The following is an 11,852-nucleotide window of genomic DNA, read 5'->3' on the forward strand; positions in this document are numbered from 1 at the left end:
GCAGAGAATATGGGAGTATTCGCATATGGCACTAGTTCTTGCTGCAACTCCTCTGGGAAACCCCCTCGATGCAAGCGCGCGCCTGAAAATGGCAATTGAATCGGCCGAGATTATCGCCGCCGAAGACTCACGCCGATTTCATAGATTGGCATCAGATCTCGGAGTCACCTTTACGGCACGGATCATCTCCTTCTTTGAAGGAAATGAAAGTGACCGAACCCAAGAGATTCTTACTCTGCTGCGCGAAGGTAAAGAAGTATTAGTTGTTACTGATGCCGGGATGCCAACAATTAGTGATCCCGGATTTCGACTCATGCGCGATGCCATTGCTGAAAAGCTACCGACAATTGTTATCCCTGGGCCAAGTGCGCCCACCACGGCAATTGCACTCTCTGGGCTACCAACAGATCGCTTCACCTTTGAAGGTTTCGCACCTCGCGCACACGGTGCTCGTACTTCATTCTATGAATCACTACGATTTGAAGAACGCACGATGGTGATCTTCGAAGCCCCGCACCGTTTGCACGAATCATTAGTCGATGCTGCTTCAATTTTGGGAGCTGATAGAGCTGCCGCAATTTGTCGGGAAATGACAAAGACCTACGAAGAAACAATCAGAGGACCACTTTCCGAACTTATTGCTTGGGCAGCAGGTCGTGAGGTTCTAGGCGAAATCACGCTTGTGATTGCTGGAGTTGCCGCAGGTTCAGAAGTGCGTACAGCAGATGACGCGGTTGCCCGAGTTCGTGAATATGAAGCGGCCGGCATGGACCGCAAGGGAGCAATTGCCACTGTTGCCGAAGAATTCTCAATTCCGAAGAAGATCGTTTATGCAGCGGTAGTCGATGCGAATAAGATGAGCAGATGAAGTCTTTCTACCTGACAACGCCTATTTACTATGTAAATGATGCGCCACATATTGGCCATGCATATACAACAGTTGCTGGTGATGTCCTTACTCGTTGGCATCGTCAACGCGGGGAGTCAGTGTGGTTCTTAACCGGAACAGATGAGCACGGCCAGAAAGTCATGCGCACTGCAGAACAAAATAACGTTGCCCCGCAAGCCTGGGTAGATAAGTTAGTGGCCCAAGCGTGGAAACCGAATTGGGAAGCGCTCAATATTGCAAACGATGACTTTATCCGCACAACTGAGCCGCGCCATACCGAACGCGTTCAGAAGTTCCTGCAATCCTTGAAAGATTCTGGGCATATCTATGCTGGAAAATATGAAGGACCATATTGCGTTGGCTGTGAAGAATTTAAATTACCAGGCGATCTAATCGATGCCGATGGTGAAAAACTCTGTCCCATTCATAGCAAACCTATCGAGTTGGTTAATGAAAACAACTGGTTCTTCAAACTATCCGATTTTACCCAACCACTACTCGATCACTATAAGAAAAACCCAGAAGCCTGTCAACCTGAAAGTGCCCGCAATGAAGTTGTGGCATTTCTTGAAGGTGGAGTCTCTGATCTCTCTATCTCACGCTCCACATTTGACTGGGGAATTCCAGTTCCGTGGGATACCGATCAAGTTGTTTATGTCTGGTTTGACGCACTCCTTAATTACGCAACAGCGGTAGGACTCACGGACGCACCTGATTCAGAAGGTGGTAAGAAATTTACTGCTACCTGGCCGGCAGATGTGCACTTAGTTGGAAAAGATATTTTGCGCTTTCATGCGGTGATCTGGCCAGCAATGCTGATGGCTGCCGGAATTGATATTCCCAAGAAAGTCTTTGCACACGGTTGGTTACTTGTTGGCGGCGAGAAGATGAGTAAGTCAAAGCTCACCGGTATTGCTCCTTCAGATATTACTGATCATTTTGGGGTCGATGCATTCCGCTATTACTTCCTTCGCGCTATTCCATTTGGGAGCGATGGCTCATTCTCTTGGGAAGATATGAGCGCCCGATACACATCGGAACTTGCAAATGATTTTGGAAACCTGGCATCAAGACTTGCCGCGATGATTGAAAAGTATTGTGGTGGCACTGTGCCGGCAGTTGCCCGCGATGCCGGGCTCGCACAAGCTCTGAAAGAAACCGCGGATAAGGCTGATGCAGCAATGGTTGCACTTGATTTCCAGGGTGGAATCAATGCCATCATGGATTACTGCAAGCGTGTAAATGGTTTTGTTACCGAGAAAGAGCCGTGGATTCTCGCTAAAGATCCTGCTAATCAGGTGCAAATTGAGGCAATTCTTTATAACACCGCCGAATCGCTACGCGCACTTGCAATTTTGTTGCACCCAATAATGCCGGCAACGACGCAAATATTGTGGGAATCACTGGGCGCGCGCGCTGCCCTTGGTGAAATCGGTAAGCAAGAGATATCACAGGTTGCAACATGGGGACAACTTCCACAAGGTGCAATCGTGACCAAGACACCTGTTCTCTTTCCACGGTTAGAAGTTAAAGAGTAATTTTTTATGGCAGATCGCCACAACCGAGATATTGAGCGCGAGCAAGCTCCACTTCCAGAGCCACTTCCAGTTCCGACTGTCGATGCACATGCGCATCTTGAAATAGTTACTAATGAAGCAGCTGACTCTGATGCTGTGCGCACAGTCTTAGATGATGCAAAATCAGTAAATGTAGATCGCGTTATACAGGTGGGATATTCAGCTGAACAATCACAGTGGTGCGTTGACCTGGCAAATAATTACCCAGGAAGAGTTTTGGCAACTGTTGCACTACATCCCAATGAAGCTCCAATAGTTAAGGATATGGAACACGACTGGGCTATCATTGAAAAACTTGCCCAAGAACCGCGTGTGCGCGCTATTGGTGAAACTGGGTTAGATTATTTCTGGACTCCACCAGAGCTGCAGCAGCGCCAACAAGAATCATTTAAATGGCATATCGAACTAGCAAAGAAGACCAATAAGGCACTGGTGATCCACGATCGTGACTCACACGCGGATGTCTTATCGGTATTACAAGAAGTAGGCGCACCGGAAAAGACTGTCTTTCATTGTTTCTCAGGTGATGTTGCCATGGCAAAAATCTGTATTGAGCGCGGATATATCCTCTCCTTTGCCGGCACCATGACCTTTAAGAATGCACCGGAGCTGCGAGAAGCGGTGAAGTTAGTTCCACACGATCAACTCCTTGTGGAAACAGATTCTCCTTTCTTGGCGCCCACCCCATACCGAGGTGCACTTAATACTCCGGCACAAATTGCAAATATAGTCCGGGCGATGGCGACTGAGCGTGGCGAAGATGTGGCGCAACTTGCCACAGCGCTATCTCTTAATGCAGAGCGCATATTTGGAAGCTTTGTATGAGTCTGCTTGGTGCCTCGGAGATTCGTGAATTAGCAGCTTCCCTAGATATCAAGCCTTCAAAATCATTAGGCCAGAACTTTGTTCACGATGGCAATGTGTGTAGAAAAATTGTTCGAACTGCTGGGCTAACATCGAGTGATATTGCACTTGAAATTGGGCCAGGTCTGGGTTCACTCACACTTGCCATGTTGGAAGAAGCACAGTCAGTAATTGCAGTCGAAATTGATGCTCGGCTAGCCGGCGCGCTTGCTGCAACTGCTGCCAAACATTCTGATCGCGCCGATGTGCTGACTGTTATTAATCAAGATGCACTCACGCTAAAAGAGCTACCGGTTGCACCCACAGTGTTGATTGCTAATCTGCCCTATAACGTTTCGGTGCCAGTTTTCCTGCACTTACTTGAGATATTTCCTTCACTGCGAAGCGGTGTGGTGATGGTGCAAGCTGAGGTTGCAGATCGACTTGCGGCAAAACCAAATTCAAAAGAGTATGGAATTCCTAGCGTGAAGGCGGCATGGTGGGCTGATGTCACTGGCGCTGGCTCGGTATCGCGTTCCATCTTCTGGCCACAGCCGAATGTTGATTCAAAGTTAGTTGCCTTTGTTCGTCGCCAAACACCAGGAGATGAAGAACTTCGCAAGAAAGTATTTACCATCATCGATTTAGCATTCGCGCAACGACGCAAGATGCTGCGCTCTGCCCTGTCATCTCTCTATGGTGGCTCTGCTGCTGCTGAATCCCACCTCACTGCTGCCAGAATAGACCCAACACTGCGCGGTGAAGCACTCGATATCAGCGCCTTCTGCGCAATTGCGAAACAAGGGTAGAGTTTTAACGTGGCAACTAATTCTGTAACAGTTCGGGTTCCAGCGAAGGTGAATCTGCAGTTATCTGTTGGGCCTCGCGAATCTGATGGTTTTCATAACCTAGTCTCTGTCTTTCAAGCGATATCAATCTTTGATGACGTTACGGTTTCAAAAAGTCATGCTGGAAGCGGCGTCACGATCTCTGTCACAGGTGAGCACACCCACGGGGTTCCAGAAGATCATTCAAACTTGGCTGTGAAAGCCGCGTTACTTGTGGGAAGTAAGTTTGATTTTGCCGTTGATGTGCACATCGAGGTCAAGAAATCCATTCCAGTTGCTGGTGGAATGGCAGGCGGAAGTGCCGATGCTGCGGCAACTCTGGTAGCTATGGACGCGCTCTTTCAATTAGAGATGTCTCGTGAGGAGTTACACGCAATGGGTTTAGAGCTTGGAAGTGATGTGCCATTCATGATCTCCGGTGGAACTGCAATTGGGCAAGGTCGCGGGGATCAACTCACCGCCGCACTTTCTCGAGGTAGCTATCACTGGGTGCTAGCACTTTCTAGCGTTGGCTTATCAACTCCTGCTGTCTATACCGAGTGCGATCGCATGCGGGCAGAGCTAGATATTGCAGCGCCACAAGTATCAGATGTTCTGATGCAATCCTTGTTGGCAGCAGATGCACCAGGAGTGGGAAGTGCGTTAACTAATGATTTACAGAATGCAGCGTGCTCGTTGCGCCCAGCACTGAGCCTTGTTCTTGAAGTAGGTCGTGATTACGGCGTATTGGGTGCCATAGTTTCTGGCTCAGGTCCCACCGTTGCATTCTTGGTAGCTGATGAAGATGCCGGGCTTGATTTAGCTGTGGCGCTGACTGCCAGCGGTGTTGTCGGAAGTGTGACTCGAGCACATGGTCCAGTACATGGAGCCAAAGTAATTTAGTAGATTACTTATTCAACTTCGCTATCTAATTTAGAGACCAAAGCGCTAAGCAGTTCAGCAAGTTGCACCTGATCTTTACTTGCTAACTCCTTGAGTAATTTACGCTCGTTACTTAGCAGCTCTTCCATCGCTGCATCAACTGCGCGGATTCCAGATTTTGTTAGAGTCACCAGTGATCCTCGACCATCGTTTGGATCTGGCTCGCGGGTAATTAGCTGCAAATCTTCTAAGTGATTTAGCCGATTTGTCATGGTGCCACTTGTCACCATTGTTTCTTGCATGAGTTGACCTGGCGAAAGTTGATAAGGCGCTCCAGCACGGCGCAGCGCGGCCAATACATCGAAGCCCCAATTTTCGAGTTCACCAAATGCATCTCTGCGGGCGATATCCAGGTGTCGCGAAATTCGGGTGATGCGGCTTAATACCGAAAGGGGAGTGAGGTCCAAGTCGGGGCGTTCGCGCTTCCACGCCGCAATGAGGCGGTCGACTTCATCGCGTTGCTCCATAAGAAGTGAGTTTAGTGGTCGCGAGCACTACCGAATATAAGGGAGAATATAGGTTCCGCCATTGTGTAGTGGCTAGCACATGGGCCTTTGAAGCCCAGGGTCCAGGATCGATACCTGGTGGCGGAGCAAGTAGACTTTCCTCATGACGCTAGAAACCGTGGTGATTCTCGCTGCGGGCGAAGGTACGCGTATGAAGTCTGCTACGCCAAAAGTTCTTCATTCAATTTCTGGTCGCACACTTGTGGGTCATGTATTGCACGCAGTCAGTGGCCTGTCGGCCAAGCAAGTTCGTGTCGTTGTTGGTGCGGGCCGTGAAAAGGTAGAAGCACACATCGCAGAGATTGCTCCGCATGCAGTAACCGTCTTTCAGGAAAAGCGTGGCGGAACAGGCCATGCAACACAGTTAGCGCTCGTTGGTTTAAAGCCTGCTGGCACGATTTTGATTCTCGCTGGGGATACCCCGATGATCACAGGAACATCACTCACGCAATTACTCGAGCATCATCATGCGGGTGGTTTTACCGCCTCTGTTATGACTGCCCTACATCCAGATCCAACCGGTTATGGCCGAATTATTCGGGCAGATGATGACTCTTTGGCTCGCATTGTGGAAGAACGTGATGCTGATGAGATGGAAAGAGAAATCATTGAAGTTAATTCAGGAGTCTATGCATTCGATGCGGTAAAGCTTGCGGGAGCAATCGGAAAACTGAAATCAAGTAATTCCCAAGGCGAGCTCTATCTGACCGATGTGATTGAGATTTTGCGCAATGAAGGTGGAAAGATTGCACCCGTTCTGATTGAAGACTTTATTGAAATTCTTGGCGTTAATGACCGAGTGCAGCTGGCCGAGTCGGCCGCGCTCTTGCGCGATCGCATCAACGAAGATCTCATGCGTGAAGGTGTCACTATTGTTGATCCATTAAGTACTTGGGTAGATTCCACAGCAACCGTTGAAAGAGATGTCATAGTCATGCCCGGCACTGCAATTACTGGCACAACAACGGTGGCAAGCGGTGCGGTAGTCGGCCCACGTTCGACTCTGCATAATTGCACAGTGGGTGAGAGCGCCCACATACTTGAATCACATTGCACAGATGCGATTATCGGAGCATCGGTAAATGTCGGACCTTTTACATTCCTACGCCCCGGAACCAAGTTACTTACCGGCTCCAAAGCTGGCGCATTTGTTGAAATGAAGAATGCAACTCTCGGTGAGGGCTCTAAGGTCCCACACCTTTCTTATGTCGGAGATGCTGTTATTGGCGAGGGTAGCAATATCGGTGCAGCCACGATTTTTGTGAACTACGACGGCGTGGAAAAGCATTACACCGTGGTGGGCGATCATGTTCGGATCGGAAGTGATTCGATTTTGGTCGCACCCGTGACAATCGGAGATGGCGCATATACCGCCGCTGGCTCTGTCATTACTGAAGATGTTCCGGCCGGCGCGATTGGTGTTGGCAGAGCAAGGCAGAGAAATGTACTAGGTTGGGTACTGCGTAAGCGCCCTGGTACAAAATCTGCTGAGGTAGCGATGCGCCACAGTAGCGACGAGCAGAAAGGCTAACTTTCTTGAGCGAAATCCGATTGTCCTCAGAGAAAAAACTTCGTCTCTTTTCCGGCCGCGGATTTCCAGAACTATCAGAGCAAGTTGCCAAAGAGTTAGGTATTCCACTTACACCGACTTCAGCTTATGACTTTGCCAATGGTGAAATTTTTGTTCGCTTTGAAGAATCAGTTCGCGGCTGTGATGCATTTGTAATTCAGTCACACTCATCCCCAATTAATAAGCAAATCATGGAACAACTCATCATGATTGATGCCCTCAAGCGCGCCTCAGCAAAGCGCATCACGGTAGTTGCACCTTTTTATGCATATGCTCGTCAGGATAAGAAGAGCCGAGGTCGCGAACCGATAACAGCGCGCCTGATGGCTGATCTATTTAAGACAGCTGGTGCTGATCGCCTCATGGTTGTCGATCTCCACACTTCACAAATTCAAGGTTTCTTTGATGGACCAGTAGATCACCTCTTCGCACTTCCAATGCTGGCAAATTATGTCGGCAGCAAAGTTGATCGCTCCATGCTCACCATCGTTTCACCAGACTCAGGTCGTGTTCGCGTTGCAGAGCGTTGGTCAGAACTTCTCGGTGGCTGCCCCATCGCATTTATCCATAAGACTCGCGATCCACTTGTTCCTAATGAGTCGGTCGTAGGAAAAGTTGTCGGAGATGTCACGGGGCGTACTTGCGTCGTAATCGATGACATGATTGATACCGCAGGAACAATTACTAAAGCCGTTGATGCACTCTTCGAGGGCGGCGCAAAAGATGTCATCGTGGCAGCAACACATGCGGTCTTTTCCGGCCCGGCAGTTGATCGTCTTAGGGATTCCCGAGCGGTCGAGATAGTCGTTACAGATTCGCTTCCGCTCTCGGAGGACCAGAAATTCGACAAGCTCACAGTTCTTTCAATCGCCCCCCTCTTGGCTCGCGCAATCCGCGAAGTCTTCGAAGATGGCTCAGTGACCAGCCTTTTTGACGGACATAGCTAACTCACGCTAACCTTTGCCTCGTTCCGGCGAGGGTGAAATTTATCCGTGATCGACGGCGTAGGCATCAACTCCTGCTGGAACTTCGCAACATAAAGAAGTATCTATTAGAGGAGCTTTAACATGGCAGAAGTATCAATCAAGGGAACTACACGTACTGAATTCGGTAAGGGTGCATCACGTCGCGCACGCGTTTCGGGTCTAGTTCCAGCTGTTATCTACGGCCATGGTGAGAAGCCAGTTCACATCACTCTTCCAGCACGCGAACTCGGTGTTGCACTCAAAGAGTCAAACGTTCTTCTTAATATTGAGATTGATGGAAAGACAGAGCTAACCCTGCCAAAGTCGATTGTTCGCCATCCACTCAAGCAGATCCTTGAGCACGTCGATCTCGTACTCGTGCGCCGCGGTGAGAAGGTAACTGTTGCTGTCCCTGTTCACACTGAAGGTAAGTACGACCCAGACGGCATCCTTGAGCACCAACACAACTCAATTGAAATTGAAGCAGAAGCAACTTCGATTCCTAAGTTCCTTGTTCTTGATATTGAAGGAATGACATCCGGAACTTCAAAGTACGCATCTGATGTAGTACTTCCCGAAGGCACAACCCTGGTCAGCCCAGCGAACACAATCATTGTTCACTTATCAGAGCGTTCGACAGCCGTTGAAGAAATTGCAGTTGTGGCACCTGCCGCCGATGATGCTGCTGCGGCACCTGCTACAGATGCAGAGAAGAAGGACGCTTAACACTTAGACTTTCACATATGACGTGGTTGGTAGTGGGGCTCGGTAATCCGGGCGATGAATACGCTGCCACCCGTCACAATGTGGGTCAGATGGTTATTGACCAGCTGGTACGACGTCACAAGCTAAAACTCTCATCACATAAATCTCGTTGCGATATTGCAGCCTACAAACTAGGTGTTGGCGTTGATGCCCACTCAATCATTTTGGCTAAGTCCAAAAGCTATATGAATGAAACTGGCGGCCCGGTTAAAGCGCTCGCCTCTTTCTATTCAGTTGAACCAGAGAAGGTCATTGTGCTCCACGATGAGTTAGATATCGGATACGCGGTGATTCGGGCAAAGCTTGCTGGCGGTGATAACGGCCACAACGGTTTGAAATCACTGACATCTTCTTTTGGTACGGCAGATTATTTTCGTATTCGACTTGGAATTGGTCGCCCCATGGGCGAGCAAGACCCAGCAGACTTTGTGCTTAAGCAATTTAGTAAAGAAGAGAAGAAATCCCTAGATGAATTTATCGAGCGCGGCGCTGACTGTGTTGAGTTCTTGATTGAAAATGGACTTGATTTAACTCAGAGTAAATTCAACAGCTGACTTGGTGCGGTTTTGGGCATTTCTTAGACAAGTGAACCTCTAAGTTCAAATGCATGAGCAACACGACCTACAGCTACAACAAAGGCTGCAGTGCGCATGTCGACTGAGTGTTTTTTAGAGACCCCCAAGACGTTAGTGAAGGCTAGCTCCATTCGGGAATCCAACTCTTTCCGGAATTTTTCGATTGGCCAACTAAATTCTTGGATATTTTGAGTCCATTCGAAGTATGAACCCATAACTCCGCCAGAGTTAGCCAAGATGTCAGGAACAATTACTACACCTTGAGTGCGTAGTTCTTTATCGGCGGCAAATGTAATGGGTTGGTTTGCCCCCTCGATAATGAATTCAGCCTTAATTTTGGCCACATTTCCTTCATTGATTACACCGCCTAAGGCCGCGGGAATTAAAACATCGCACTGTATTTCTAGAATCTCGGCGGCACCAACTCTATTATCGGCTTCGACTGTCTCTAAACTCTTATGTGAAAAAATCGAAGCAATATCGATGCCTTTGTTATTTACAATCCCACCAGAAACATCAGAGATAGCAATAACTTTCATCCCCAATTCTTGACAGACCAGTGCTGCATAACGCCCAACATTTCCAAATCCTTGAATAGCAACAGTGGTACCTTCGACTTTCATCTTATGCTTTTTAAGAGTTGCAGCCGCAATCAGTGCAACACCCCTCCCTGTTGCTTCTTCACGACCAGGTGCACCGAAAAGCTCCACAGGTTTTCCTGTTACGCATGCAGGTTGAAATCCTTCAAGGCGATGGAATTCATCCATCAGCCAAGCCATCGTTCTTGAATCTGTTCCCATATCAGGGGCTGGAATATCGCGGTGATGACCCAACACATGAACCAAGGATCGAGTCCAACGACGGATGATTTCTTCCTTTTCGATGTCAGTGAGAAGTGAGGCATTCACTGCAACGCCACCTTTTGCACCGCCGAAAGGAACATCAATGAGTGCAGTTTTCCATGTCATCAGTGATGCTAAAGCGCGGACTTCATCGAGATCTACATCTTGATGAAAACGGATGCCGCCCTTACGTGGCCCTCGCGCACTTGAGTGTTGGACTCGATACCCTGTTAGAACTTCCACATCATCGCCACGACGAAGTGGAATCGATATGACTACTTCACGCTCACAAGTACTTAGGGCGCTTATCAAACCTGGTTTTAGGCCGAGAATTTCGCCAGCCTGCGAAACCTTCTGATTAACTTCCTGAAAAGCTGATGAGTGCGCATTAGTCATAGCAGCAATCTACGGAGAAGAGAAATCAACTGAAAGTGAGATTTGGTTTACTTATTGTGAAATCGAGGTTAACAACCCCCTCAGCCAGGCGTGAGAATCAGCCGGTATTTCGAAGTCCCGCTGCAACACCGTTGATTGTGAGCAGTAGTGCACGGATCAAAGCTGGGTCGGCCTGCTCGCCTTGTTCGCGCACACGGTTAAGCAGTGTGACTTGCAGAAGTTGTAGTGGAGCAAGATAGGTATCGCGGACCTGCAGTGTACGAGCCAAGACTGGCTGATCTCCGAGCAATGATGACTTGCCGGTCAAGTTAAGAATCTCGGCAACGGTTAGTTCAAACTCTGCTGTGATGACATCCAGGAAGTGGTGAAGCTCAGCTGGAACAAGGGTCTGAACATAATGCTTTGCCGTAACAAGATCAGTCTTGGCAAGAGTCATCTCAACATTGCTAATAAATGTTGCGAAGAAGTGCCATTCGGAAAGCATCTGCGCCAGCACATCTGACTTCCCAGCTTCACGAGCAGCCTTTAACCCCGAGCCCACACCAAACCAGCCAGGAACAATCTGACGAGATTGGGTCCAGCCAAAGACCCATGGAATAGCGCGCAGTGAATCAAGACCACCGGCTGCATCAGGGCGACGCGACGGACGAGATCCAAGGAAGAGATTTCCAAGTTGTTCAACCGGAGTTGAGGCATAGAAGTAGGCGGGAAGATCTGGGTGATCAACGAGTGCGCGATAGCGAGTAAAGGAGTTGTCACTTACTAAGTTCATGCAGTCATTCCATTTTTGCAAATCTTCAGCGCTCTGTCGCGGCCCACGATTAAGAATTGTTGCCTCAAGTGATGCGGCCAAAATGAGTTCAACATTCTCACGCGCAAGTGCTGGCAGTGCGTACTTATCTGAAATAACTTCACCTTGTTCAGTCATCTTGATTTGGCCATCAACTGAACCCCAAGGAAGGGCAATTAGTGCATCATATGTTGGTCCGCCACCGCGGCCGACCGAACCACCACGACCATGGAATAAGCGAAGCTTCACGCCATGCTTTATTGCCACATCGCGCAGAATGCGCTGTGCCCGGTGAATCTCCCACTGCGATGTTGCGATTCCGGCATCTTTATTTGAATCTGAGTATCCGAGCATTACTTCCTGCA

At 48.9% G+C, this 11,852-nt stretch carries 12 protein-coding genes and 1 tRNA gene; 10 read left to right on the forward strand and 3 right to left on the reverse strand.

Going from position 1 to position 11,852, the window contains the following annotated elements; translation table 11 throughout:
* Positions 1–25 precede the first annotated feature (25 nt).
* From rsmI to AC9UEP_RS04825, 5 genes are read left to right on the forward strand one after another with little or no spacing between them, the layout of a single operon-like run.
* Positions 26–868 carry a 16S rRNA (cytidine(1402)-2'-O)-methyltransferase gene (rsmI, locus tag AC9UEP_RS04805; RefSeq protein ID WP_509544534.1) on the forward strand — a complete coding sequence of 281 codons (843 nt, stop codon included), beginning with the start codon at positions 26–28 and terminating at the stop codon, positions 866–868.
* Positions 865–2,427, forward strand: a complete 1,563-nt coding sequence (gene metG / locus AC9UEP_RS04810; protein ID WP_509544506.1) for a methionine--tRNA ligase — start codon at positions 865–867, stop codon at positions 2,425–2,427. Before rsmI ends, metG begins: the two co-directional genes overlap by 4 nt.
* A gap of 6 nt (positions 2,428–2,433) precedes the next feature.
* Positions 2,434–3,291: a TatD family hydrolase gene (locus AC9UEP_RS04815; RefSeq protein WP_509544509.1), complete on the forward strand. Its 858-nt coding sequence runs from the start codon at positions 2,434–2,436 to the stop codon at positions 3,289–3,291.
* On the forward strand, positions 3,288–4,118 hold the full coding sequence (gene rsmA / locus AC9UEP_RS04820) for a 16S rRNA (adenine(1518)-N(6)/adenine(1519)-N(6))-dimethyltransferase RsmA (protein ID WP_509544512.1): 831 nt from the start codon (positions 3,288–3,290) through the stop codon (positions 4,116–4,118). Before AC9UEP_RS04815 ends, rsmA begins: the two co-directional genes overlap by 4 nt.
* Positions 4,119–4,127: 9 nt before the next feature.
* Entirely contained in the window at positions 4,128–5,039 is a 912-nt protein-coding gene (locus AC9UEP_RS04825) for a 4-(cytidine 5'-diphospho)-2-C-methyl-D-erythritol kinase (RefSeq protein ID WP_509544515.1), read from the forward strand.
* 8 nt (positions 5,040–5,047) lie between these two features.
* Here the strand turns inward: AC9UEP_RS04825 and AC9UEP_RS04830 are convergent, their stop codons facing one another.
* Complete coding sequence (locus tag AC9UEP_RS04830) at positions 5,048–5,545, reverse strand: MarR family winged helix-turn-helix transcriptional regulator (protein ID WP_509544517.1); 498 nt, start codon at positions 5,543–5,545, stop codon at positions 5,048–5,050.
* A gap of 54 nt (positions 5,546–5,599) precedes the next feature.
* Between AC9UEP_RS04830 and AC9UEP_RS04835 the strand changes: the two genes are divergently transcribed.
* The 5 genes from AC9UEP_RS04835 to pth all read left to right on the forward strand — a co-directional run bounded on the left by AC9UEP_RS04835 (position 5,600) and on the right by pth (position 9,438).
* A tRNA-Gln gene (locus tag AC9UEP_RS04835) sits at positions 5,600–5,671 on the forward strand.
* A gap of 16 nt (positions 5,672–5,687) precedes the next feature.
* Positions 5,688–7,115: a bifunctional UDP-N-acetylglucosamine diphosphorylase/glucosamine-1-phosphate N-acetyltransferase GlmU gene (gene glmU / locus AC9UEP_RS04840; protein WP_509544519.1), complete on the forward strand. Its 1,428-nt coding sequence runs from the start codon at positions 5,688–5,690 to the stop codon at positions 7,113–7,115.
* Positions 7,116–7,120: 5 nt separating this feature from the next.
* On the forward strand, positions 7,121–8,101 hold the full coding sequence (locus tag AC9UEP_RS04845; protein WP_509544521.1) for a ribose-phosphate diphosphokinase: 981 nt from the start codon (positions 7,121–7,123) through the stop codon (positions 8,099–8,101).
* A 120-nt stretch (positions 8,102–8,221) separates the two neighbouring features.
* Complete coding sequence (locus AC9UEP_RS04850) at positions 8,222–8,845, forward strand: 50S ribosomal protein L25/general stress protein Ctc (protein ID WP_509544523.1); 624 nt, start codon at positions 8,222–8,224, stop codon at positions 8,843–8,845.
* Positions 8,846–8,862: 17 nt separating this feature from the next.
* Positions 8,863–9,438: an aminoacyl-tRNA hydrolase gene (pth, locus tag AC9UEP_RS04855; RefSeq protein ID WP_509544526.1), complete on the forward strand. Its 576-nt coding sequence runs from the start codon at positions 8,863–8,865 to the stop codon at positions 9,436–9,438.
* A 23-nt stretch (positions 9,439–9,461) separates the two neighbouring features.
* On the opposite strand, the gene AC9UEP_RS04860 is transcribed toward pth, so the two are convergent.
* Positions 9,462–10,697 (reverse strand): Glu/Leu/Phe/Val family dehydrogenase, encoded by a 1,236-nt coding sequence (locus AC9UEP_RS04860; protein WP_509544529.1) that lies wholly within the window; start codon positions 10,695–10,697, stop codon positions 9,462–9,464.
* Positions 10,698–10,794: 97 nt separating this feature from the next.
* Positions 10,795–11,852: phosphoenolpyruvate carboxylase (locus AC9UEP_RS04865; RefSeq protein ID WP_509544531.1), on the reverse strand; the 1,058-nt coding region annotated here is incomplete at its 5' end.

This window comes from Candidatus Planktophila sp., assembly GCF_040402315.1.
Taxonomy (GTDB): Bacteria; Actinomycetota; Actinomycetes; order Nanopelagicales; family Nanopelagicaceae; genus Planktophila.

Excerpts from the sequence above, each read along its gene's own strand:
- rsmI (WP_509544534.1), top strand. The coding sequence starts at position 26 with ATGGCACTAGTTCTTGCTGCAACTCCTCTGGGAAACCCCCTCGATGCA.
- metG (WP_509544506.1), top strand. The coding sequence starts at position 865 with ATGAAGTCTTTCTACCTGACAACGCCTATTTACTATGTAAATGATGCG.
- AC9UEP_RS04815 (WP_509544509.1), top strand. The coding sequence starts at position 2,434 with ATGGCAGATCGCCACAACCGAGATATTGAGCGCGAGCAAGCTCCACTT.
- rsmA (WP_509544512.1), top strand. The coding sequence starts at position 3,288 with ATGAGTCTGCTTGGTGCCTCGGAGATTCGTGAATTAGCAGCTTCCCTA.
- AC9UEP_RS04830 (WP_509544517.1), bottom strand. The coding sequence starts at position 5,545 with ATGGAGCAACGCGATGAAGTCGACCGCCTCATTGCGGCGTGGAAGCGC.
- glmU (WP_509544519.1), top strand. The coding sequence starts at position 5,688 with ATGACGCTAGAAACCGTGGTGATTCTCGCTGCGGGCGAAGGTACGCGT.
- AC9UEP_RS04850 (WP_509544523.1), top strand. The coding sequence starts at position 8,222 with ATGGCAGAAGTATCAATCAAGGGAACTACACGTACTGAATTCGGTAAG.
- pth (WP_509544526.1), top strand. The coding sequence starts at position 8,863 with ATGACGTGGTTGGTAGTGGGGCTCGGTAATCCGGGCGATGAATACGCT.
- AC9UEP_RS04860 (WP_509544529.1), bottom strand. The coding sequence starts at position 10,697 with ATGACTAATGCGCACTCATCAGCTTTTCAGGAAGTTAATCAGAAGGTT.